Annotated in this window: 21 protein-coding genes; 17 read left to right on the top strand and 4 right to left on the bottom strand. The window is 68.7% G+C overall.

The annotated features are described in order from the left end of the window. Positions 1–89: 89 nt before the first annotated feature. Positions 90–1,505, bottom strand: coding sequence for an O-antigen ligase family protein (locus ACJH6J_RS15395; RefSeq protein ID WP_406804169.1), 1,416 nt, complete (start codon positions 1,503–1,505; stop codon positions 90–92). Positions 1,506–1,637: 132 nt separating this feature from the next. On the opposite strand from ACJH6J_RS15395, the gene ACJH6J_RS15390 reads away from it, so the two are divergent. From ACJH6J_RS15390 to ACJH6J_RS15335, 12 genes are all read left to right on the top strand, one after another. Beyond that, positions 1,638–3,113, top strand: a complete 1,476-nt coding sequence (locus ACJH6J_RS15390; RefSeq protein WP_212806614.1) for a polysaccharide biosynthesis tyrosine autokinase — start codon at positions 1,638–1,640, stop codon at positions 3,111–3,113. Continuing rightward, positions 3,113–4,396, top strand: a complete 1,284-nt coding sequence (locus ACJH6J_RS15385) for a lipase family protein (RefSeq protein WP_212806613.1) — start codon at positions 3,113–3,115, stop codon at positions 4,394–4,396. Before ACJH6J_RS15390 ends, ACJH6J_RS15385 begins: the two co-directional genes overlap by 1 nt. Continuing rightward, positions 4,393–5,061, top strand: coding sequence for a YveK family protein (locus ACJH6J_RS15380; protein WP_406804168.1), 669 nt, complete (start codon positions 4,393–4,395; stop codon positions 5,059–5,061). The genes ACJH6J_RS15385 and ACJH6J_RS15380 overlap by 4 nt, the downstream gene beginning before the upstream one ends. Continuing rightward, entirely contained in the window at positions 5,058–6,311 is a 1,254-nt protein-coding gene (locus ACJH6J_RS15375) for an alpha/beta fold hydrolase (protein ID WP_406801402.1), read from the top strand. The genes ACJH6J_RS15380 and ACJH6J_RS15375 overlap by 4 nt, the downstream gene beginning before the upstream one ends. Continuing rightward, positions 6,308–7,537, top strand: coding sequence for an acyltransferase (locus ACJH6J_RS15370; RefSeq protein WP_212806610.1), 1,230 nt, complete (start codon positions 6,308–6,310; stop codon positions 7,535–7,537). The genes ACJH6J_RS15375 and ACJH6J_RS15370 overlap by 4 nt, the downstream gene beginning before the upstream one ends. Further along, positions 7,538–8,776: a lipase family protein gene (locus ACJH6J_RS15365; protein ID WP_212806609.1), complete on the top strand. Its 1,239-nt coding sequence runs from the start codon at positions 7,538–7,540 to the stop codon at positions 8,774–8,776. It abuts the gene before it with no gap. After that, positions 8,748–9,644, top strand: a complete 897-nt coding sequence (locus ACJH6J_RS15360) for a sialate O-acetylesterase (RefSeq protein WP_212806608.1) — start codon at positions 8,748–8,750, stop codon at positions 9,642–9,644. The genes ACJH6J_RS15365 and ACJH6J_RS15360 overlap by 29 nt, the downstream gene beginning before the upstream one ends. Continuing rightward, a complete protein-coding gene (locus tag ACJH6J_RS15355; protein WP_406804167.1) occupies positions 9,631–10,206 on the top strand; it encodes a YdcF family protein in 576 nt (191 codons plus the stop codon). Before ACJH6J_RS15360 ends, ACJH6J_RS15355 begins: the two co-directional genes overlap by 14 nt. A 113-nt stretch (positions 10,207–10,319) precedes the next feature. Beyond that, the gene (locus ACJH6J_RS15350) at positions 10,320–11,843 is read left to right on the top strand and encodes a sugar transferase (RefSeq protein WP_406804166.1); all 1,524 of its coding nucleotides are present in this window, start codon (positions 10,320–10,322) and stop codon (positions 11,841–11,843) included. Between the two features lie 37 nt (positions 11,844–11,880). Next, the gene (locus ACJH6J_RS15345) at positions 11,881–13,110 is read left to right on the top strand and encodes a lipase family protein (protein ID WP_406804165.1); all 1,230 of its coding nucleotides are present in this window, start codon (positions 11,881–11,883) and stop codon (positions 13,108–13,110) included. After that, a complete protein-coding gene (locus ACJH6J_RS15340) occupies positions 13,100–13,903 on the top strand; it encodes a biotin--[acetyl-CoA-carboxylase] ligase (RefSeq protein WP_406804164.1) in 804 nt (267 codons plus the stop codon). Before ACJH6J_RS15345 ends, ACJH6J_RS15340 begins: the two co-directional genes overlap by 11 nt. A gap of 20 nt (positions 13,904–13,923) precedes the next feature. Further along, a complete protein-coding gene (locus tag ACJH6J_RS15335) occupies positions 13,924–14,442 on the top strand; it encodes a PH domain-containing protein (protein WP_406804163.1) in 519 nt (172 codons plus the stop codon). On the opposite strand, the gene ACJH6J_RS15330 is transcribed toward ACJH6J_RS15335, so the two are convergent. Next, the gene (locus ACJH6J_RS15330) at positions 14,397–15,011 is read right to left on the bottom strand and encodes a GtrA family protein (protein ID WP_020102898.1); all 615 of its coding nucleotides are present in this window, start codon (positions 15,009–15,011) and stop codon (positions 14,397–14,399) included. The two genes, ACJH6J_RS15335 and ACJH6J_RS15330, sit on opposite strands and share 46 nt — an antisense overlap. A gap of 117 nt (positions 15,012–15,128) precedes the next feature. On the opposite strand from ACJH6J_RS15330, the gene ACJH6J_RS15325 reads away from it, so the two are divergent. From ACJH6J_RS15325 to ACJH6J_RS15310, 4 genes are read left to right on the top strand one after another with little or no spacing between them, the layout of a single operon-like run. Next, positions 15,129–16,346: a 5-(carboxyamino)imidazole ribonucleotide synthase gene (locus ACJH6J_RS15325; protein ID WP_406804162.1), complete on the top strand. Its 1,218-nt coding sequence runs from the start codon at positions 15,129–15,131 to the stop codon at positions 16,344–16,346. Further along, positions 16,339–16,854, top strand: coding sequence for a 5-(carboxyamino)imidazole ribonucleotide mutase (gene purE, locus ACJH6J_RS15320; RefSeq protein WP_346416986.1), 516 nt, complete (start codon positions 16,339–16,341; stop codon positions 16,852–16,854). Before ACJH6J_RS15325 ends, purE begins: the two co-directional genes overlap by 8 nt. Before the next feature lie 11 nt (positions 16,855–16,865). Beyond that, positions 16,866–17,690, top strand: coding sequence for a class I SAM-dependent methyltransferase (locus ACJH6J_RS15315; RefSeq protein WP_346416985.1), 825 nt, complete (start codon positions 16,866–16,868; stop codon positions 17,688–17,690). 56 nt (positions 17,691–17,746) lie between these two features. Next, positions 17,747–18,907, top strand: coding sequence for an acyl-CoA dehydrogenase (locus ACJH6J_RS15310; protein WP_406804161.1), 1,161 nt, complete (start codon positions 17,747–17,749; stop codon positions 18,905–18,907). 9 nt (positions 18,908–18,916) lie between these two features. On the opposite strand, the gene ACJH6J_RS15305 is transcribed toward ACJH6J_RS15310, so the two are convergent. Further along, complete coding sequence (locus tag ACJH6J_RS15305; RefSeq protein WP_406804160.1) at positions 18,917–19,633, bottom strand: TIGR03089 family protein; 717 nt, start codon at positions 19,631–19,633, stop codon at positions 18,917–18,919. Between the two features lie 2 nt (positions 19,634–19,635). After that, positions 19,636–21,072, bottom strand: a complete 1,437-nt coding sequence (locus tag ACJH6J_RS15300; protein ID WP_406804198.1) for an LCP family protein — start codon at positions 21,070–21,072, stop codon at positions 19,636–19,638. A gap of 135 nt (positions 21,073–21,207) precedes the next feature. Between ACJH6J_RS15300 and ACJH6J_RS15295 the strand changes: the two genes are divergently transcribed. Next, the gene (locus ACJH6J_RS15295) at positions 21,208–22,125 is read left to right on the top strand and encodes a glycosyltransferase family 2 protein (RefSeq protein WP_346416981.1); all 918 of its coding nucleotides are present in this window, start codon (positions 21,208–21,210) and stop codon (positions 22,123–22,125) included. The last annotated feature ends 18 nt before the right edge of the window (positions 22,126–22,143 follow it).

Below are 22,143 nucleotides of genomic sequence, written 5' to 3'. Positions count from 1 at the left end.
AAACGGCGGGCGGATCGTCGGGGGCGCTTCCCGGGCATCGTGCAACCGCCCTTCACCTATGAAGTGCGTCGCGAGGCGCAAACGCGCACTCAGTGTGCAGCAGCAATGGGCATTTGCTGTGAATCTGCTTGGGCGTGTCGCCGTATCTGATCTCGGCGTTCTCGGTCTATATGCACCAGGAATGCCAGCAAAATGGAGAATTTGAGCGTGGCCGGCGGGATACCGACCACCGGGTGATCGAGTTGCAGCGCGACAACGCAGAATCCGATGAAGATGCCGCCGTACACCGCCCACGGAAATGAATTGGAACGGATGGCGCGGTAGCTCATGACGCAACCGATCAGCATGATCGCAAAGAACGCCAGACCGGTGAAGATGCCGCCGCGGTAAATCGTCAGCAATGGCGCGTTCGACACGTGGTTGAGCACGAACGCATAGTTGCCGTCCCGGAATTCGAGCCGGTTCCAGCCCTTTCCGAACAGCCAGTAACCGGCCATGGTGTCGGGGAATTCGCGGATGGCATCAATTCGTGACGTGGAACCGACGTCGTCACTGCTGAACGAGTGCGCGAATCTGGTGCGCACCTCGGGTATCGCGGCCGCGAGGCCAACGGCGGCGATCATGGCGGCGATGGCCAGCCCACGGTCCCGCGCCCGCATGGTGTGGAAGGCCAGCACCAGCAGCGCCCCGGCGACGACGGTGAACATGCCGGCCCGACTCAGCGTGAGCAGCAGCGCGACCGCGAAGATGCCGGTCACCACGATGCGCTGCCAACCGGCCAGGACGACCAGGGCGACGGCGATCGAGACCACCAGCGCGATGCCTTCGGCGTTGGGGTCGACCGAGGTGCCGCCGAGGCGCATGGAACGCGCCATGCCGCCGTCGGTGAAGGCGAAGCGGGTGGCGGTGTACTCCGCGGCATAACCGAAGACCCGCAGGTATTTGAACGACGTCTGGTTGGGGTCGAAAGCCACGATGTACAAGCCGAATACGGCGTTGAACAACGTCGCGTAGACGAATATGCGGCCGAATTTCTCCAGATGCTCGGACGTCAGGCTGCTCAGTGCGATCGCGACGAGCGTCACGACCGACCACCGGACGATCTGGATGATGTCGCCCATGCCGACGCCGGTTACCGCGACCGACGCGATCGAGGTGATCACGAGCGCGATGATCGACCATTCCATCGGATGAATCGGGCGGGCCAGTCGCGGATGTACGAACAACGCGACCACCGCACCGAATGCGAACGGCAGATATAAGGGGACGTGAACACCCGGGAAATATCCGAAAGGCAGGGCGCCGGTGACGACCGCCAATCCGTACAAGAACCACAGCGGATGCCGTAATCCGACATAGATGCCGACAACCAGTGCGGCAATAGCGACAATGCCCAACAAAGTGAGCTGGCCGAAAGACGTCGCCAACCAGACCAAGCCCACGATCCCGGCCAGAATCCCGGCCGATGATTTAAGATTGCCGAGTTGACCCAAACGGGCGTTCATGCCGACTATGTTCTCAGCTCGACCAGCTAAGCTCAAGCAGGTTGCCCGGACCCGTGGCGCGTCTGAATGGTCGGTCCGGTTCCCAGCCGTTAATCTGTGAGCCGTCGCATTGCTGAAATAAGGGGCACGACCTTGGAGATCAAAGAGTACCTGCGGATATTCGGCCGGTACTGGTGGGCGATCGTGGCGCTGGCGGTTGTCGGGGGTGTCGCGGGCTGGGCGTGGTGGGAATTCGGTGATCGCGAATACCAGTCCAGCGCGACGCTTTTCGTGGCGACCCAGAACGGCACCTCGGTCACCGAGGCCTACCAGAACAACCTGTTCTCCCAGGACCGCGTGAACTCCTACGCCACCCTCGCCATGAGCGAGCAGGTGGCCGCCCGCGCGGTGGACCAGCTGAAGGCGACCATCTCGGCGGGCGAACTGCGGTCCAAGGTCACTGCCGTCCCGCTGCCCAAGACCGTGTTGCTGCAGGTCTCGGTCACCGACAAGGACCCGGGCCAGGCGCAGACCTACGCCAGCGCGGTGGCCGATCAGCTCGCCGGCCTGGTGGGGGAGCTGGAGACGTCCCGCCGTGGCGGCAGCCCCGCCGCGGGCGCCATCGTGGTGGACGAGGCCGGCTATCCGACCAAGCCCCTGGGCTATTCGATGGTCACCCGCATCGGGATGGGACTGGCCGGTGGCCTCGTTCTCGGCCTGCTGGCGGCCATCGTGCTCGGCATCATCGACCGCCGCGTGCGCGGCCGCGACCGCGTGGCCGACGCCAGTGGTTCGCTGCTCATGGGTGCGCTGCCCGCGGACTCGGCCCGGAGCCATGCGCCGGTGGTCGACCTGACCGCCGAAGGTGCCTATCCGGAGGCGCTGCGCGAGCTCCGCAACAATTTGCGGTTCACCGTGCCGGCAAATCGCAATGAGGCCGCTCGCGTGATCGCGGTGGCCAGTCCGTCGCCGTCCGACGGGCGGACGACGGTGGCCATCGATCTGGCCACCGTGCTGGCCGAGACCGGCCGAAGTGTGGTGCTGGTGGACGGTGACCTGCGCAACCCGGCGGTGGCACAGCGCCTGGACCTGACCCCGGCGGCCCGTCAAGGGGCAGCCGACCGCGGCCTGAGCACCGTGCTGGTCGGCGAGAACACCGTCGCCGAGAGCCTGATCCCCGAGGTCTCCGTCGGTCAGCACCGGATCGCGGTGTTGCCCGCGGGCCCCGCCACCACACGTCCCGGCGAGTTGTGGGCCGGCGACCACACCGAGAGCCTGTTCGCCGACCTGTCCGGCCAGTTCGACTACGTCGTCGTGGACACGCCGCCGCTGGGTAAGTACAACGACGGTGCCGTCGCCGCCGCGCTGTCGGACGGGGCGCTGCTGGTCGGCCGCATCCGGCACACCACGAGCAATGCGCTCACCCGTGCCGTGCAGACCCTGAAGTCCGCCAACGCGGTGCTGATCGGTTCGGTCGCCACCGACGAACCGGTCGAGTTCAAGCTCCACATCGGCGGGTCCGACGGCCCCAAGTCCGGTGGCGACAAGAGCAAGAAGGCGGCGTCGAAGGCCGCCCCCAAGGCTGCACCGCAGCCCGAGGCCAAGACGGCGGCGCACCAGAAGCCGTGATGCGTCAGGTTGAGTTGCGGCGCACGGTACTGGCACTGGCTGCAGTGCTGGTCACCGTGGCTGCGTGCGGCCAGTCGGGCCCGGTGCCGCCGCGACCGGGTGACGACGTGCGTCCCACCCGGGACCTCACCCCGATGTTCCCGGGGGCCGAGGCGTTGCCGCCGCCCGATCTCACCGACGACGGCCCGGGTTCCCTTGTCGAGCTGAAGCCCGTCAAAGGCGACCGCAGCTTCGACGAGGCCGGCGCCACCGCGGCGCGCATCGTGTACCGGTCCACCAGCGGCGTGGACGGCCGTCCCATCCAGGTCAGCGCGCTGATCGCGGTGCCCCCGGGCCCCGCGCCCAAGGGCGGCTGGCCCATCATCTCGTTCGGGCACGACACCACCGGGCTGCTGCCGAAGTGCGCGCCGACCCTCGCGCCGCAGTTCTGGGGCTACTCGACCGGCATGACGGTGTATCTGCGGCGCGGCTTCGCCATCGCCCTGTCCGACTACCAGGGGCTGGGCATCGACCCCGGTTCCAGCGCCCGGCAGCACTCCATCCTGGACGCGAACAGCCTGGGCAACAGCATCATCGACGCCGCTCGCGCGATCCATCGTGCCGCTCCGTCGACCAGCACCAACTGGGGTGCGCTGGGCGCCGGTGAAGGCGGCCTGGCCGCGTGGGCCGCGGCCGAACGCAACGGCACCTACGGCGCCGGCATGAACATGGTCGGCGCGGTGGCGGTCAACCCGATCGCCGATCTGGCGCCGCTCGCCGACCCGGACCGCACCGCCGCGCTGGCGACCGCCGATCAGTACCGGCTGCAGATCCGGGCGCTGCAGAGCCTGGAAACCATGCAGCCCGACTTCGACCTCGACGCGCACCGCTCGGCGAAACTCAAGGACCAGTGGGACCTGTTGGTCGACTGTGCGCCGCGCGACGTCGCGGCCGCCCAGCTGGCGCTGAATCAGTTGACTCCCAACGACTTCCAGGCCAAGGACGCGGCCGCCGCCGCTGACCTCAAGCGGCGCCTCGGTGCCGTCGCGCTGCCCAGTCCCGTTGCGGGCCCGAACGATCCGCCGGTGTTGGTGGCGTTCGGTACGGCCGACACCGTCAACCCGGCGGCCGGCGTGCTGACGGCCACCGCGGCCGCGTGTGCCCGCGGCCAGCAGATCGTGCTGATGCGCGGCGTCGGCGACACCGGCGTGATCAACGACCAGACGATGCAGAACGCGCTGGCGTGGCTGCAGGCGCGGTTCGACGGCGAGCGCGTGGCCGACGTCTGTGTGGGGGCGACGTGATCACCCCGGCCGGAGTGCCGCGGGTGCGCGACTACGTGCTGTTCGTCAAGAACAGCTGGGTGCTGGTGCTCGTCACCACCATCGCGAGCGCGCTGATGGGCTGGGTGGGCTGGGAGTACGCCAAGCCGGAGTACCGGTCGACCGCATCGGTTTTCGTCCGGACCGAGGGCAGCGCATCGCCGCTCGACGCCTACTACGGCGACGCCGGCATGCTCGGCCTGATGGAGACCTACCGGAACCTGGCCACCAGCTCCCAGATCACCGCACCCATCATCCAGAAGCTGGGCCTCATCGAGTCCGACAAGGAACTCGCGGCCCGGATCGTCATATTGCCCAGTGCCACAGCGATGTTGAACGTCACGGTCACCGGCGGTGATGCCGACCAGACCACGCAGATCGCGCACGAGGTCGTCAACGACCTCGTCGCGGTGGGCAACCGGCTGGCTCTGGTCGCCGGTACCAGCGCGACGCTCGTCGTCATCGACGACGCCAGTCCCGCCCAGCGGGTGGGCGGCGTGTGGTCCTACGTGATGACCGGGACGGTCCTGGGTTTCGCACTGTGCGTCATCGCGGTCATCGCGCGGGCGCTGATCTTCGACCGGGTACAGAGTCGCCGCCACCTCGAGCGGGTGATCGGTGACGCGAGCGCCGGGACCTCGGGATGAACTCGCCGTGGCTGCGGCGCGTCGCCGCGGCGGCGCTGCTGGCCGCGGTGTGCCTGACCGCGCCGGCCTGCCAGAGTGACTCGGCACCGAAAAAGGCCGGGCCACCAACGGCTCCGGGGATCGATCTCAAACCTGACACCACCGGCGCCGGCGAGGTGCCCGGGGCGCTGGTGTCGGCCTCGACGTTCCCCACGCTGGACCTGCGGCTGAAATCGGCGGTCTCGCTGGCCGCGCGCATCGCCTACACGTCGACGTCGGGGATCACCGGCGAGCACACCGAGGTATCGGGTTCGGTGTTCGTGCCGAACGGGACACCGCCGCCGGGCGGCTGGCCGGTCATCGTCTTCGGCCACGCGACGTCCGGCATGCAACGCGACTGCGGACCGTCGGGCTCGTCGACGTTGCAGGGGCTGTCCCAGCCGATCACCACGCTGGTCAAGGCCGGCTACGTGGTGAGCCTGCCGGACTATCAGGGCCTCGGTCCGGGGACCGTCGGCCATCCGTACGCCGATGCCACGACGGTGGGCTACAACGTCATCGACTCCGTGCGCGCGGCGCACAAGCTGGTGCCGCAGTCGTCGGACCGGTGGCTGGCCGTCGGGGTGTCCCAGGGTGGCCAAGCCGCTTGGGCCGCAAACGAACTCGCCGCCCGATACGGCACCGGGCTCAACCTCGTCGGCACCGTCAGCCTCTCACCGGCCACCGATCTCACCGGTCTGGCCGCCGGAGCGGCGGCCGGCAGCCTGTCGAAGGAGCAGGGCGCCATCCTGCAGCTGATCCTGGCGTCCCTGGCGACGGAGAACCCGTCGCTGAACCTCGCGGACTATCGCCACGGCGAGATCGTCGAGCACTGGGACATCCTGGCCTCGTGCCGCACGGGGGACGCCGCGGCGCGGACCGCGGCGATCGACAAGATCACGCCCGACGACCTACGGCCGGCGAACCCGCAGGCCGAAGCGACGCTGCAGGACCTGCTGGCCAAGCGGAGCCTGCCCAAGGAGCCGGCGTCCGCGCCGATGCTCGTGCTGTACGGCGGCCAGGACACGCTGCTGCCGCCGGACTGGACGAACAAGGCGCTCGCCGCCGCGTGCCGCCTCGGCGACGTCATCGACATCATGTTCCAGCCGACCAAGGGGCACGCCGACATCGACGTGGCCGTGTCCTACGACTGGATCAAGGACCGCTTCGACGGCGTCCCCGCCCCGAACAGTTGTCCGTCATTCAATTCCACGCAGGGAGCAGGACAGTGAACGCGCCGACCTCGGCACCGGTCCGGACCCGGGCCCGCATCATCGGGCTGGACGGCGCCCGCGGGCTGTCGTGCCTCGGCGTCGCCGTCATGCACGTCACCGGGCACTACTCGCCGCAGACGGCCTACCACTGGAAGACGAACCTGGTCGGGCTGTCGCTGATCTTCTTCTACGCGCTCAGCGGGTTCCTGCTGTTCCTGCCCTACGTGCGCAACCTGATCGAGCAGCGCGAACTGCCCAGCACCGCGAACTTCGCCGTCCACCGCATCGCCCGCATCCTGCCCGGCTACCTGGTCATCTTCCTGCTGTGCAACTACCTGCTGCAGATCGTCTACATCGAGAACGCGTCACTGCAGCCGACGCGCACCGAAGACGGCACCGGCATGATCACCGACCCGTGGCAGCTGATCGCCAACCTGACCCTGATGCAGTCGTACATCCCGAAGTACTTCCAGACCGGCCTGAACCCGTCGTGGTCGCTGACGCTGGAATACGCCTTCTACCTTTCGATCCCGCTGCTGGGCATGCTGCTGTTCGCCCTCGCCCGGCGATCGAACCTGCGGCCGTGGGTCATCGTGTCCCTCGGCCCGGCACTGCTGATCGCGCTGGGCTTCATCGGCCGGGCCTTCGTGCCGTGGATGATCTCGGCACTGCACCTGACCGATCCGACGGAGATCAACTGGGGCGCCAACTGGGTCGCGGTCTACACCAAGACCTTCCTGACCAACTCCGACACCTTCGCGTTCGGCATGGCCGCCGCGGTGCTGGTCGTGGCCATGGAGCACAACGCGATTCGCGAGAAGCTCAGCCGGCGCGTCCGGCTGTACAGCTTCCTGGCGATGTTCCCGGCGGGCATCGTCATGCTCGGGTTGATCGCCCTGGCCAACCCGTACGCGACATCGGCCCTGGCGGTGCTGTGCGCGCTGGGCATCCTCGTCATCGTCGCGCCGCTGTTCCGCGGGGAGCGGTCCGGGCTGGCCGAGCTGCTGGACACCGCGCCCTTCCGGTTCGTCGGGAAGGTCTCGTTGTCGGCCTACCTCTGGCATTTCCCCCTCATGCTGTTGCTGGGACGCTGGGGCCTGATGGCCGGCGACACCGTGCCCGGCATGCTGCGCAACGTGGCGCTCGTCCTGGCGGTGACACTCGTGGTCTCGGCCGTCACGTACTACGCAGTGGAAGAACCCGTCATGAAATTCGCCAAGCGGTACCGCACCAGGTGGTCCTGAATGCGTCGTGCGATCCAGTGGGGCGCCGCGCTCGCGGCAGTGCTCCTGATCGCGGCGTCGTTGCCGGTGATGTGGCAGGTCGGTAGCTGGGCCCTGGACAAGCTGCGGCACGGCGACGCCGGTGACCCGGTGCCGATCCGCACCGCCGACCTCACCGGCTCGGGGCCAGGCAGCCTGATCAGCGCCATGACGATGCCGGCGCTGACCAACTCGGTGGAAGGCAAGGATCTGCAGGCCGCCCGCGTGGTCTACCGATCCACCTCGGGTGACACCGATGCGCCGACGGTGGTGTCGGGATCGGTGTTCACGCCCCGCGGCCAGGCGCCCGACGGCGGCTGGCCGGTGATCGCGCTGGCCCACGGCACCACCGGCATCGACCAGCCCTGTGCGCCGTCGCTGTCGGCGAATCTCCTCGGCAACGTGGTGTTCGTGCAGGGCTTCGTCAACCTCGGTTTCGCCGTGGCCCTCGCCGATTACCAGGGGCTGGGTGCCCCCGGTGTCCATCCGTACACCGACAGCCGCACCGCGGGCCGCAACGTCATCGACTCCGTCCGCGCCCTGCGCCACACCTTCCGCGACATCTCGAACCGCTGGGCCGTGTTCGGCGGCTCGCAGGGCGGCGGCGCGGCGTGGGCCGCAGACGAACAGGCGCGCACCTACGCGCCCGAACTCGACCTGATCGGGGCGGCCGCCAGCGTGCCGTCGGCCGACGTGGCGGGCATCGTCGACAAAGCCGTCGCGGGCACCATGACCAAAGATCAGGAAGCGGCGTTCCAGGCGATCGTCGAGTCGCTGGCCCGGCTGCATCCGGACCTGAACCGCGACGACTACCGCAGGGGCGCGGCGGCCCGGTACTGGAAGGTGCTGTCGGCGTGCTCGGGGCCCGACGTCGCCTACCGCGCCACCGCCATCGACGCGATCGGACCGACCGACCTGGCGCCCGTCGACGCGGCGGCCGCCGACCGGCTCCGTCGCCTGCTGCAGGACTGGGCGCTGCCGCAGCAGCCGCTGTCGGCTCCCATGTCGGTGGTCTACGGCGGCAAGGACACCTTCCTCGACCCGGAATGGACGAAGGCCGCCATCGCCCGCGCATGTTCGCTGGGCGGTACGGTGGTCTGGAATTTCCAGCCGGACGGTGGGCATGCCGATATTGACGGACCGGGTCAATTGCGGTGGCTGGCAGAACGATTCAGGGGAGGCGAGGCGGTCAATGACTGTCCTGCGCAGGGGACCACGTAATCCCGACGGCGACAGCCCGATTCATCAACAGTTGCTGATCGAGGCGAAATGCATCGTGAAGCGACTCATCGCGCCCCGCGGCACCCCCGTCGGCGAGCCCGAGCGGCCATACCTGATCCTGCCGATCCTGGGGCAGTCCAACGCGTTCGGCATGGGGCTGCCCGTCGAGCCCGACGGCTTGGACCGGCCCCATCCGCTGGTGCACCAGTGGGCCATGTGCGGGCCGTCCAAAGGCACCGCGGTGCTGGCGACGCAGCCGCTGCTGCACGAAATACCTTGCAAATACGTCGGTTTCGGTCCGACCTTCGCCAAGCAACTCGCCGAGGACACCGGACGTCCGGTGCTGCTGATCCCCGGTGCCCGCGGCGACACCTCGTTCACCCCGAAGAACGGGCACACCTGGGATCCGGCCGACCGCAAGACCCGCGTGAACCTGTACCGCCGGGCCGTGAAGGCCATCGACGCGGCGCTCGCGCGGTATCCCGGCAGTGAGATCGCCACCGTGCTCTGGCATCAGGGGGAGACCGACGTGCCACTGATCTCCGGCGCGCAGTACCAGGAGAAGCTCGACTCGCTGATCGGGGACATGCGCGCGCGGTACGGGGAGCGCCTGCCGTTCGTGCTGGGCCAGATGGTGCCCGAGGAGATGGAGCTGAGCGGCAAGCCCTACGCCGCGATCGACGCCGTCCACGCCGACACCCCGAACCGGTGGCCACTGACCACCTTCGTGCCGGGCCCGCGTGATTCGTACAACAGTCCCGACGATCGGCACTACAGCGCCGCCGGGCAGCGCGAGTTGGGTCGCCGCATGTGGCAGCAGTACCGCGAGATGTGCGCCGAACAACTGGCGGACTATGGCACGCGGTGACCTCGGCCGAATCGTTCGTCGCGTCATCGGCGTGGTCACGATCGTCCTGCTCGTCGATGTCGGGCTGGCCGGGGTGGTGCTGTTCGCCAACGCCAAGTCCGATCAGCTGCAGCGGGCCGACGCGATCATCGTGCTGGCCGGCGAGCACGACGGCCGCGAACAGTACGGGCTGAGCCTGGCTCGCCAGGGCTGGGCGCGCACCGTCGTGCTGTCCAACCCGTACCTACCGGGCGACCCGCAGATGAAGAGCGCCTGCGCGCCGGCGGCGGACATCGAGGTGATCTGCCGCAAGCCGGAGATCCTGACCACCCGCGGCGAGGCCATGATGATGCGCCGGCTCTCCGAGGGCCGGTCCTGGCACCGGATCATCGTGGTCAGCTGGCGGTATCACCTGCCGCGCGCCCGCCTGGTCTTCCGGCAGTGCTATTCCACGGACCACGGTTCGGTTGTTGCGGTGGCTTTGCCCAGGGACTACGACTTCTCGCCGATCGGGTGGGAGCTGACGTTCTTCTATCAGTTTGCCGGGTTCGCTAAGGCCGCGCTGCAGGGACGCTGTACTTGACCTGCCTATTTTTCTGATCGGTGGTATTTTCGAGCAAACGATGCGATAGTAGTCGCAGTTCGCTGAGCGGGGGCTATGGCGAACGGCCAGCAAATGGGAGGGAGTAGGCGTCAGTGTCCGTGGCAGAAGAACTCTTCGTTCCCGAGGCTTCTCCCGCGCGTCCCGTGCGGGCCGTCGCGCCTTTAGCTGACCGGGCCTGGCAGACCCGCTACCGCTGGTGCCTGATCGCATTCGATCTGGTCGTGGTCGTGTTGGCCCTGGCGAGCGCCCAGTTCGTCAAGCTCGGTACACCGGACGCTTCCCTGGAATTCACTTCGACGTACCTGCACGTCTTCTCGTACTACTCGGTGCTGTCGGCGTTCGTCGCCGTCATCTGGCTGGCGATGCTGGCCGCGTACCGCACCCGGTCGCCGCGCATCGTCGGCGCCGGCGTCGAGGAGTACCGCCGGGTGTTCTCCGCGACCCTGGCCACCGTCGGCATCATCGCCGTCGCCCTCATGATCTTCCGCCCTGAATACGCTCGCGGCTACTTGGCCGTCGCGCTGCCGCTCGGCCTCGTCGGCCTCGTCGTCGGCCGGACCATCTGCCGCCGCGTGCTGGCCCGGCTGCGCCGGCGCAACAAGTGTGTCGCCTCGGTGCTGGCGGTCGGCGACCCGCGCGCCGTGAGCAACCTGGTGCAGTCCCTGCACCGCGAGTGGTGGTACGGCTACTCCGTCCGCGGCGTCTGTCTCACCGGTCGTCCCGCCGGCGGCACGTTCGATGTCGCCGGGGTCGGCGAGCTGCCGGTGCTCGGCAACGAGTCCCAGGTCTCCGACGCCATTTCCCAGGCCGGCTTCGACGCCGTCGCCCTGACCACGACCGATCACCTCGGGCCCGAAGGCGTGCGTGAGCTGTCCTGGGAGCTCGACAAGCTCGGCATCGACATGGTGGTGTCGCCGAGCGTCATCGACGTCGCCGGTCCCCGGCTCACCATGCGTCCCGTCGCCGGTCTGCCGCTGATCCACGTCGAGCGTCCGCAGTACAGCGGGACCAAGAAACTCCAGAAGCGCGCCTTCGACGTCTTCGTCGCGCTGTTCGCGCTCACGGTCACCGCGCCGCTGATGGTGCTGTCGGCCATCGCCATCAAGCTGACCAGCCGCGGCCCGGTCTTCTACCGCTCCGAGCGAATCGGCTTGGACGGCAAGCCGTTCCAGATGACGAAGTTCCGCACCATGGTGCAGGGCGCCGACCGCATGGTCGACGACCTGATCAGCCTCGACCTCAACGAGAGCGGCAGCGGCGTGCTGTTCAAGATCCACGACGACCCGCGCGTCACACTGGTCGGAAAGTACCTGCGGCGCTACAGCATCGACGAACTGCCGCAGTTCTTCAACGTGCTGCGCCGCGACATGAGCGTCGTCGGGCCGCGCCCGCCGCTGCGCCGCGAGTTCGACACGTACAACGAGCAGGTGCGCCGCCGGCTGCTGGTGCTGCCCGGGATCACCGGGCTGTGGCAGGTCAGCGGCCGCGCCGACCTGTCGTGGGAGGACTCGGTGCGACTCGACCTGTCGTACGTCGAGAACTGGTCGATCACCAACGACCTGCTGATCGCGGCCAAGACCTTCCGCACCATCATCGGCGGTTCTGGCGCCTACTGAGCCCGGGCGGGCGACCGCCGGTGAATAATCCCCATTGATGCGTAAAGCCCTGCCGTGGATAGTGGTGGCCGTCCTGGTCGTCGGTGGTCTCACCGCCGCGACCTACCTCCGGCCGCTGGCCCTGATCGCGGCCTCCAAGACCCTGGACATGTTCATTCCGCTGTCCGGCGCGCCGGAGCCGATCGGTTCGGCCGATCTCGCCGGCTCGGGCCCGGGCACCCTGCTGTCGGCGACGACCATGCCGGGGGTCACCAGCACCTTCACCGGCCAGGGGATTCGCGCCGCACGCGTGGTGTACCGCTCGACCTCGGGTGACACCGGCGCGCAGACCGTCGTCTCGGGCGCGGTGCTCACCCCGCTGGGCCGGGCGCCCAAGGACGGCTGGCCCGTGGTGGCCCTCGGGCACGGCACCCTGGGCATCGACAACAACTGCGGGCCGTCGCTGTCGCCGACCCTGATGAACCTGTTGCCCATCGCGAAAGTGGTGATCAACCTCGGGTACGCCGTCGCGCTGGCCGACTACCAGGGACTGGGCGTCAAGGGTGTGCACCCGTACTCCGACGCCCGCACCGCCGGTCTCAACATGATCGACGCGGTCCGCGCGGCCCGGCATGTGTTCGGCGACATCGGGGCGACGTGGGCGGCGTTCGGCGACTCGCAGGGTGGCGCCGCGGCCTGGGCCGCCGACGAGCAGGCCGAGCCCTACGCCCCGGAACTCAAGTTGGTCGGTGCGGTCGCCGTGGCGCCCGCCGCCGATATCAGCGGCCTGGTGGCGAAATCGCAGACGGGCACGTTGACCAGCGAGCAGCGACCGGTGCTGCAGGCGCTGATCGAATCACTGGCCCGGCTGCACCCCGACCTGAACCGCGACGACTACCGGCACGGCGGTGCGTCCCGCTACTGGAACGTGCTGACGGACTGCAGCGCCGGCGCGGCCTACAAGCGTGCCGTGGCCGCCGGTCAACTCGGGCCGCGTGACTTCCTGCCGGTTTCGCCGGATGCCGCCCAGCGGCTGCAGGATCTCTTGCAGGCGTGGGCAATTCCACAGCGCCGGCTGACCGCGCCGCTGTACGTCTGGTACGGCGGTCAGGACCCCTTCATCGATTCCGTGTGGACGAAGGCGGCCATCGGGCGCGCCTGTTCGCTCGGGGGCACGGTCACGACAGAGTTCGACCCGCGCGGCGGCCACAACCCGCCCGCGGCGCAGGAGATGCTCGACTGGATGGCGGATCGGTTCGCCGGGAAGAAGGTAACCAATGACTGCTGAGCTGCTGCCGCTGGACGCCGCGGCGATCCAGGCGTCCGTCGGCGACGGCTGGCGCGTCGAGGTGGTGGCCCAAACCGGTTCCACCAACGCCGATCTCGCGGCGCGGGCACAGTCCGGTGAGAACGTCGGGGGCGTCGCCCTGTTCACCGAGGACCAGACGGAGGGACGCGGGCGTCAGGGCCGCACCTGGACGGCGGTGCCGCGGTCGCAGATTCTGGTGTCGATCGGCGTGGACACCACCGACGTGCCGAGCGAAACCTGGGGCCTGTTGTCACTGGCCGCCGGCGTGGCTGTCGTCGAGGCCGTTGCCGAGGTGGCCGGCGTGCAGGCCGCACTCAAGTGGCCCAACGACGTGCTGGTGGGCACCGGCAAGCTGGCCGGGATTCTCGCGGAGGTCGCGGCGCCGGCCGGCGGCTCGCCCGTCATCGTCGTGGGTATCGGGCTGAACGTGTCGCTCGCCGCGGACGAACTGCCCGACCCGGTGGCCGTCTCGCTGTTGAGTCTCGGTGCGGCACAAGCGGATCGGCAGCAGCTGGCCGTGGCGCTGTTGAACCGTCTGCACGCGCGGATCGCCGAATGGCGCGCGGGTGGCAACGTCGAGCTGCTGGCCATCTACCGCAAGCACAGCGCCACGCTCGGGCAGTCGGTGCGGGCCGAGTTGCCCGGTGGGCGTGAGGTGGTCGGGCAGGCCACCGAAATCGACGCCGGTGGTGCGCTGGTGATCGATTCGGCCGACGGCCCGGTGGCCGTCTCGGCGGGTGACGTCGTGCATTTGCGGCCCGCCACGGATTGAGCACGGCCTAGAGTCTGGGTATGGGTTACCCGGACAACGTGCTGGCGGCCGACGAACATGTTGTGCTGCATCGGCACCCGCACTGGAAGCGACTGATCGGGCCGGTGCTGGTGCTGCTGGCCGGGACGGCGCTGGCGGCGTTCGTCGCGGCGGTGGTCAATCACACCAACTGGGATTCGAACGCCAAGAACATCATCTTCGCGGTGATCGGTGTGGTCTGGCTGGTGGTGACCGGCTGGCTCACCGTCTGGCCGTTCCTGAACTGGCGCTCAACGCATTTCGTGATCACGGACCGGCGGGTGATGTTCCGGCGCGGTGTGCTGACGCGGTCGGGTATCGACATCCCGCTGGCGCGCATCAACAGTGTGGAGTTCCGGCACCAGCTACTGGACCGGATACTGCGCACCGGCACGCTGATCATCGAGTCGGCGTCGCAGGATCCCCTGGAATTCCATGACATTCCGCGGGTGGAGCAGGTCCACTCGCTGCTGTATCACGAAGTCTTCGACACCTTGGGTTCCGAGGAGTCGCCCAGCTGAGGGTCGTCGCCGAGTTCGTCGTAGGCCTCGGCGAAACCGCCGGCGGTGATCGTCGCCTCGAGCGTCATGTCGGGGGCGTGCTTGGCCATCTCGTCGGGGAACACCCAGCGGCGGAACGCCCAGAACCGGAACGCCATCTGCAGCAGGTTGCCGATGATGTACGCCGACAGGAAGTCGGCGATGTTCTCGATGGTCAGCGAGACGTTGGGCTGGCGCAGTTGCAGCACATAGCTGGACACCCACAGCGGGGCCATGCTCAGCAGCACGCCGACGCCGCTGACGGCGAAGAACAGCAGCGCCTCGTGGTGGCGCAGGCGGCCACCGCGGTTCTGGAAGCTCCATTCGCGGTTCAGCACGTACGACGCGATGACCGCGACGATGCCGGCGATGATCTTGGCGGTCACCGGCTTGGGCTCGAGCACCGTGAGCTTGAGGGTGTAGAAGATGCCCGAGTCGATGACGAACGTCGTGGCGCCGACGATGGCGAACTTGATGAGCTCGTGATGCCGCTCGGCAAACGGCCGGATCACTCGCGGGAGCCGCGCGATGGTGGCCTCGGTGAACGACATAAGCGGCCAGTTTACGGAAACTACCTGCATTTCACGTACCCGTGCAGGTAGCGGGCGGTAGCTAGTCGGCATAGGCAGATTCGGGGGACACCGTCGGTGCGTGACAAACTAGGCGCCGTGACGCAACCCCCCGTCGTGGCAATGATCGGTGGCGGCCAGCTGGCCCGCATGACCCACCAGGCCGCCATCGCGCTCGGCCAGACCCTGCGAGTGCTGGCCGTTTCCGCCGACGAGCCGGCCGCCCAGGTGAGCCCGGCGGTGGTGCTGGGCTCGCACACCGACCTCGAGGCGTTGCGCCAGGTCGCGGCCGGTGCGTCGGCCCTGACGTTCGATCACGAGCACGTGCCGACCGAGCTGCTGCAGACCCTCGTCGCGGACGGCGTCAACGTGGCCCCGCCGCCGGCGGCGCTGGTGCACGCCCAGGACAAGCTGGTCATGCGCCGCCGGCTGGCCGAGCTCGGCGCGCCGGTCCCGCGCTACCGGGAAGTGGCCTCGACCGCTGATCTCGATGCCATCGACGAGCTCGCCGCGGAGGTGGGCGGCGGCCTCGTGGTGAAGGCCAGCCGCGGTGGCTATGACGGCAAGGGCGTCACCCTGACCGACGACGTGGCGCAGGCCCGCGCCGCCGCCGAGGGCTATCTGGCCGCCGGCGTCGCGGTGCTGGTGGAGGAGAAGGTCGCCATGCGCCGCGAGCTGGCCGCGCTGGTCGCGCGCTCGCCGTTCGGGCAGGGCGCGGCGTGGCCCGTCGTGCACACCGTGCAGGAGGACGGCATCTGCGTCGAGGTGATCGCACCGGCGCCGCAGCTGGACCCCGCGGTGGCGACGGCGGCCGAACAGCTCGCGCTGCGGATCGCCGATGAACTCGGTGTCGTCGGCGTGCTGGCGGTCGAGCTCTTCGAGACGGTCGACGGCGCGCTGGTGGTCAACGAGCTGGCCATGCGGCCGCACAACTCCGGGCACTGGAGCATGGACGGCGCGACGACCAGCCAGTTCGAGCAGCACCTGCGCGCGGTGCTGGACTACCCGCTGGGTTCGACGGCGCCGCTGGCTCCCGTGACGGTGATGGCCAACGTGCTGGGCGCCCCGACGCAGCCGGAGATGTCGATGGACGAGCGGCTGCACCACCTGTTCGGCCGGCTGCCCGAGGCCCGGGTGCACCTGTACGGCAAGGGGGAGCGGCCCGGCCGGAAGATCGGTCACGTCAACATCGTCGGCGCGCCGGGCGGCTCGCTCGACGACGCGGACTACGTGGCCGACGTACGCGAGCGCGCCGTGCGGGCCGCGCATTGGTTGTCACACGCTGAGTGGACCGACGGATGGAGTGGACATGAGTGAGCGCGCGGGCGGACCCCGGGTCGGCCTGATCATGGGCAGTGACAGCGACTGGTCGGTGATGGAGGACGCGGCCACCGCACTCGCCGAGTTCGAGGTGCCGTTCGAGGTCGGCGTGGTGTCGGCGCACCGCACCCCACAGCGCATGCTCGACTACGCCAAGACCGCCGCGGACCGCGGTGTCGAGGTGATCATCGCCGGCGCCGGTGGCGCCGCGCACCTGCCCGGCATGGTGGCGTCGGCCACGCCGCTGCCGGTGATCGGTGTGCCCGTGCCGCTGGCCCGTCTCGACGGCATGGACTCGTTGCTGTCGATCGTGCAGATGCCGGCCGGCGTGCCGGTCGCCACGGTGTCGATCGGCGGCGCGCGTAACGCGGGCCTGCTGGCGGTACGCATTCTGGGGTCGGCAGATGCCGGATTGCGGGCCCGGATGCAGCGGTTCCAGGCGGACCTGGAGCAGATGGTGCTCGACAAGGATGAGGCGCTGCGTAATCGGTTGCTGGGCAAGTAAGCTCACGATCGATGAAATCTTCATTCGCGCGGTACCGCAGCGTCGGCCACAAGCTCGTCACGGGATTCATGGAGCCTGAGGTGCTCCTGGTCGCCGGTGCGCTGGACGAGGCCCAGCGGGCCAGGTCCGTCGGCGGTGCGGTCGCTGAGATCGGTGTGCACCACGGCAAGCTGTTCATCGGCCTGAACCTGTTGCAGCGGGACGGCGAGAAGTCCGTCGCCATCGACATTTTCGGTGACCAGGACCTCAACATCGACGGCTCCGGCGCCGGTGACCTGGCGAAGTTCACCAGCAACGTCGACGTCTGGTCGTCGATGGACGGCGTGGTGATCCACCAGGGCGACTCGACGAAGCTGACGCCCGAGGTGCTGCTGGAGGAGGCCGGCGGGCCCATCCGGTTCTTCAGTGTCGACGGTGGGCACACCGAGGAGATCGTCTACAGCGACATGCAGCTCGCCGAGGCCACGCTGGCCGACGGCGGCATCGTCATCGCCGACGACGTATTCAACGAGTTCTGGCCCGGCGTCGCGGTCGGCACGCTCAAGTACCTCGATGACGGCGCCGGCCTGGCCCCGTTCGCGATCGGCTTCAACAAGGTGTTCTTCACCCAGCCCGAGTTCTGCGACTACTACCAGGCCGAACTGGAGTCGGCGGCGCACCGCTCGGCGCGAATCCAGCACACCACCTCGGTTTTCGCCGGGCATCCGGTGCTGCTGCTTGGCCCGGTGACGGCCGTCGACGTCCTGCGCCGCAGCGAGACGTTGCGCACCGTCTATCACCGCACCTACCGCGAGTTGGTCCGTGGGCTGCAGAAGGTGTCGGGTCAGGGGCGGTAAAGTTACCGGCGAGTAGCAACCCGCATCTCGCCACATGGGCAGGCAAGGAGCCATCAATGTCTATCGGTAACCCGTCATTCGATCTGTTTCAGCTGCCGGAAGAGCATCAGGAGCTCCGGGCCGCCATTCGGGCCCTCGCCGAGAAGGAGATCGCTCCGTACGCCGCCGAGGTCGACGAGCAGGCCCGGTTCCCCCAGGAGGCCAGTGACGCGCTGACGGCATCCGGTTTCAACGCCGTGCACGTGCCCGAGGAGTTCGGCGGCCAGGGCGCGGACTCGGTGGCCGCCTGCATCGTCATCGAGGAGGTGGCCCGGGTCGACGTGTCGGCGTCGCTGATCCCCGCGGTCAACAAGCTGGGCACCATGGGCCTGATCCTGAGCGGCTCCGACGAGCTCAAGCGCAAGGTGCTGCCGGACCTGGTCGACGGCAAGCTCGCGTCGTACGCGCTGTCCGAGCGCGAGGCCGGCAGTGACGCCGCCGCCATGCGCACGCGCGCCAAGGCCGACGGCGACGACTGGATCCTCAACGGCGCCAAGGCCTGGATCACCAACGGCGGCAAGTCGACGTGGTACACCGTGATGGCGGTGACCGACCCCGACAAGGGTGCCAACGGCATCTCGGCGTTCATGGTGCACATCGACGACGAGGGCTTCAGCATCGGCCCGAAGGAGCGCAAGCTCGGCATCAAGGGTTCGCCGACCGTTGAGCTGTACTTCGAGAACTGCCGCATCCCGGGTGATCGCATCATCGGCGAGCCGGGCACCGGTTTCAAGACCGCGCTGGCGACGCTCGACCACACCCGCCCCACCATCGGCGCGCAGGCCGTCGGTGTGGCGCAGGGCGCGCTGGACGCCGCGATCGCGTACACCAAGGACCGCAAGCAGTTCGGCAAGTCGATCAGCCAGTTCCAGGGCGTCGAGTTCATGCTCGCCGACATGGCGATGAAGACCGAGGCCGCCCGCCTCATGGTCTACAACGCGGCGGCGCGCGCCGAGCGCGGCGAAGGCAACCTGGGCTTCATCTCCGCGGCGTCGAAGTGTTTCGCCTCGGACGTGGCCATGGAGGTGACCACCAACGCCGTGCAGTTGTTCGGCGGCGCCGGTTACACCGTCGACTTCCCGGTGGAGCGCATGATGCGCGACGCCAAGATCACCCAGATCTACGAGGGCACCAACCAGATTCAGCGGGTCGTGATGTCCCGCGCCCTGCTGCGCTGACGCCGGCCGCTAGAGGTCGGCGGTGACCTTCTCCGTCGCGCGGCGCCGCTCCAGCGCGCCCGCGTCGGGGTTGGCCACCTGCACCAGGGAGGCGCCGCCGGCGAACACCGCCAGCAGATTGGCGACCAGTTCGTCGGGGGTGTCCCACGGTGCCGTCGACAGCAGCCGGGTGCCGGCGGTGAATCCCTTTGCCGCCGCACCGTTTCGGGCCGCGGCGAGGACGTCGTCGACGGAGCGGCCCGCGAGTGCCGGCCCCGGGGTGCGTTCGGGCACGATCTGGTCGCCGTGCACCCGCACGGACGTGGCGTAGTCGGTGACACCGATCGGGAGGTCGGGGACGGGCTTGCCGAACGGATCGAGCGACAGCACGACGACCTCGCTGGCGCCGGTCTCGTCGGCCGCGTCGATGCGGTCGGCCGTGCACAGCGCGATATCGCACTGCGTCGGAAGTGGTTCTCCGACAACTACTTCCGCGCCGATGTACCAGATACCGAACAACACGCCCGCCGTCTGCCAGTGCGCGGGCAGCAGCACCGCGACCCGGCTGCCCGGACCGGCGCCGAGCTCGTCCCGCAGCAGGTTGGCGGTCTTGGCGGCCCAGTTGCCCAGCGTCACCGCCGACAGCTCGATGCGCTCGCCGGTGGCGTCGTCGTAGTAGGTGATGCGCGGCCCGGCCGGGTCGTCGCGCAGCAGCGGGTCGAGGATCGCGCCGGCCAGGTTGGTCATCGTCAGTCCACGCACTTGGGGTCGGCTGCGCCCGCGGTGATGATCGGCGACGGCGGGACCGGCGTGCTGGAGCCGGAATCGCCGGTGTCGGAAGCGGATTGCGTCACGGTGTGGCTGCCGCCGTCCAAACCGGAGCCGGGGCCCGCGTAGTCGTGCGCGAGCACCACCCGGACCGCGCCGCTGGGCACCGAGGCGTTCTCGACCACCGGCAGATTGCCCAGCTGCTCGGCGATGGCGTGCGCGCCGAGATCGTCGGACTTCGCGGCCTGGATCTGGCTCGACGGCACATGGTCGGCCTCGTTGTTGCCGATCTTGCCTGCGACGAAGCCCTTTTCGGTGAGCACCTCCGACACCGCCGCGGCCAGCCCGTTGATGTCGCTGTCGTTGACGACGTCGACGGTGGTGTTTCCGGGGGTGTACGCGAGCTTTTCGGTCTTGCCCTCGGCCTGGTCCTGCAGCAGACCGGCGACCCACTGCTGCACCTGCGCCGGGTCGACGCGCACGACGCTCTGGGTGCCGTCGTCGCTCCAGCCGTCCTCGGCGAGCACCGGGATGGTGGCGAACGCGACGTTGCCGCCGGCCAGCTTCTGCATCTGCTGGACGAAATCCATGATGTCCCAACCATCGGACAGCACGACCGACCGCTGCACGGCGCTGCGGAGCCGGCTCAGCGTGCTGGGGCTGGACAGCGTCTGCCCGGAGATGATGTCGTGCGCCAGCGACGCCATGAACACCTGCTGGCGGGTCACCCGGTCCAGGTCGCCGCGGGGCAGATCGTGGCGCTGCCGCACGAAGCTCAGGGCCTGCGGGCCGTTGAGCTTCTGCCAGCCGGCCGGGAAGTTGGCGCCCGACAACGGTTCGTCGACGGGGTTCTTCAGACACACGTTGACGCCGCCGAGGGCGTCGGTGATCAACGCGAAGCCCAGCAACCCGACTTCGGCGTAGTGATCGACGGTCACGCCTGTGAGCTTTGCCACGGTTTTGATGAGCGCTTCCCGGCCGGCCTCGACGGCTTTCGGCTCGGCGGTCGCGGCGTCCTCGCCCTGCTCCTCGACGAGTTCCTTCATCTTCTCGAGCTTCACCTGACCGAAGACACCGTTGATCTTGGTCTTGCCCAGACCCGGCGCCTGCACATAGGAGTCGCGCGGGATCGAGATGGCGGTGGCCGAGCGCCCGTTGTTGGGGATACGCACGAGGATGATGGTGTCGGTGTTGGTGGACACGTCGTCACCGGCCCGCAGCGTCGCGAGTTCTTCCTCTGACAAGGGGTTTCCGTGTGCGTCGGTACGGCTGTCCATACCCACCAGGAGGATGTCGACGGCACCGTCGTCGCCCCCGCCGCCGAGGGCCGCGGTGCTGATGCGGTTGATGCCCGATTCCAGCGAACGCAGGCTGCTCCAGGCCACGCCGGTGCCCACCATCACGAGCACCGTCGTCATGACGGCGAGGATGCGGAACAGTCGACCTGGCACCAGGACAGGCTACTGGTGAGGGCTTGCCGTGGCCGGTAGCCCGGGGTTCGGCGGGTCACACCCCGGTGCGGGTACGGCCGTCGGCCCGCTAACCTCTAGGCCGTGATCGAGCAGCCATCCGGACCGAAATCGGACCGCCCGCTGCTCGTGGTGACGGTGACGTATTCACCCGGCGCGCATCTGGACCGTTTCCTGAAGACGCTGGCCCACGCGACGGAACGCCGCCTGCTGGTGGTGATGGCCGACAACGGATCGACCGACGGCGCGCCCGAGGCGGCGCTGGAGCGCTACGCCGACGTCGAGTTGTTCCGCACCGGTGGCAACCTCGGCTACGGCACCGCGGTGAACCGTGCCGTGTCGGCCTACCTCGACACGCCCGACAGTGTGGTGGACCAGGAGTTCTTCGTCGTGGTCAACCCGGACGTGCAGTGGGGGCCCAACAGCATCGACGAGTTGTTCGCCGGGGCGGCGCGGTGGCCGGCAGCAGGCGCGGTCGGTCCGCTGATCCGCGATCCCGACGGCTCGGTCTATCCGTCGGCGCGGCATCAGCCGAGCCTGATCCGCGGCGGCATGCACGCCGTGGTGGGTCCGTTCTGGAAATCCAATCCGTGGACGGCGGCCTACCGCCAGGACCGGTTGGAGCCCAGCGAACGTGCCGTCGGCTGGTTGTCGGGTTCGTGTCTGTTGTTGCGCACCAAGGCGTTCCGGCAGATCGGCGGATTCGACGAGAACTACTTCATGTACATGGAGGACGTCGACCTCGGGGACCGGCTGGCGCGCGGCGGCTGGCAGAACGTGTACGTCCCGGCCGCCGAAATCCTGCACGACAAGGGGCATTCCACCGGACGGGACCCGGCCCGCAATCTGGCCGCGCACCACCGCAGTACCTATACCTTCCTCGCCGACCGGCATCCGCACTGGTGGCAGGCGCCGCTGCGGTGGACCATCAAGTCGGCGCTGGGCGCGCGCGAACGCGCGGTGGTGGGCAATTCCAGGCGTAAGCGCCGCCGGGCGAACTAGGCTACCGGCGATGACCTC

The organism is Mycobacterium sp. SMC-18, assembly GCF_045310895.1.
Classification (GTDB): domain Bacteria; phylum Actinomycetota; class Actinomycetes; order Mycobacteriales; family Mycobacteriaceae; genus Mycobacterium.
Note: the sequence above shows the minus strand (reverse complement) of the source record. Positions and strands in the feature narration are given on the sequence as shown.

Bases quoted from the DNA above. Each gene is read 5' to 3' on its own strand.
- ACJH6J_RS15310 (WP_406804161.1), top strand. From the start codon at position 17,747: ATGTCTATCGGTAACCCGTCATTCGATCTGTTTCAGCTGCCGGAAGAG.
- ACJH6J_RS15335 (WP_406804163.1), top strand. From the start codon at position 13,924: ATGGGTTACCCGGACAACGTGCTGGCGGCCGACGAACATGTTGTGCTG.
- ACJH6J_RS15355 (WP_406804167.1), top strand. From the start codon at position 9,631: ATGGCACGCGGTGACCTCGGCCGAATCGTTCGTCGCGTCATCGGCGTG.
- ACJH6J_RS15360 (WP_212806608.1), top strand. From the start codon at position 8,748: ATGACTGTCCTGCGCAGGGGACCACGTAATCCCGACGGCGACAGCCCG.
- ACJH6J_RS15300 (WP_406804198.1), bottom strand. From the start codon at position 21,072: ATGACGACGGTGCTCGTGATGGTGGGCACCGGCGTGGCCTGGAGCAGC.
- ACJH6J_RS15330 (WP_020102898.1), bottom strand. From the start codon at position 15,011: ATGTCGTTCACCGAGGCCACCATCGCGCGGCTCCCGCGAGTGATCCGG.
- ACJH6J_RS15395 (WP_406804169.1), bottom strand. From the start codon at position 1,505: ATGAACGCCCGTTTGGGTCAACTCGGCAATCTTAAATCATCGGCCGGG.
- purE (WP_346416986.1), top strand. From the start codon at position 16,339: ATGAGTGAGCGCGCGGGCGGACCCCGGGTCGGCCTGATCATGGGCAGT.
- ACJH6J_RS15340 (WP_406804164.1), top strand. From the start codon at position 13,100: ATGACTGCTGAGCTGCTGCCGCTGGACGCCGCGGCGATCCAGGCGTCC.
- ACJH6J_RS15385 (WP_212806613.1), top strand. From the start codon at position 3,113: ATGCGTCAGGTTGAGTTGCGGCGCACGGTACTGGCACTGGCTGCAGTG.
- ACJH6J_RS15375 (WP_406801402.1), top strand. From the start codon at position 5,058: ATGAACTCGCCGTGGCTGCGGCGCGTCGCCGCGGCGGCGCTGCTGGCC.
- ACJH6J_RS15305 (WP_406804160.1), bottom strand. From the start codon at position 19,633: ATGACCAACCTGGCCGGCGCGATCCTCGACCCGCTGCTGCGCGACGAC.
- ACJH6J_RS15345 (WP_406804165.1), top strand. From the start codon at position 11,881: ATGCGTAAAGCCCTGCCGTGGATAGTGGTGGCCGTCCTGGTCGTCGGT.
- ACJH6J_RS15315 (WP_346416985.1), top strand. From the start codon at position 16,866: ATGAAATCTTCATTCGCGCGGTACCGCAGCGTCGGCCACAAGCTCGTC.
- ACJH6J_RS15365 (WP_212806609.1), top strand. From the start codon at position 7,538: ATGCGTCGTGCGATCCAGTGGGGCGCCGCGCTCGCGGCAGTGCTCCTG.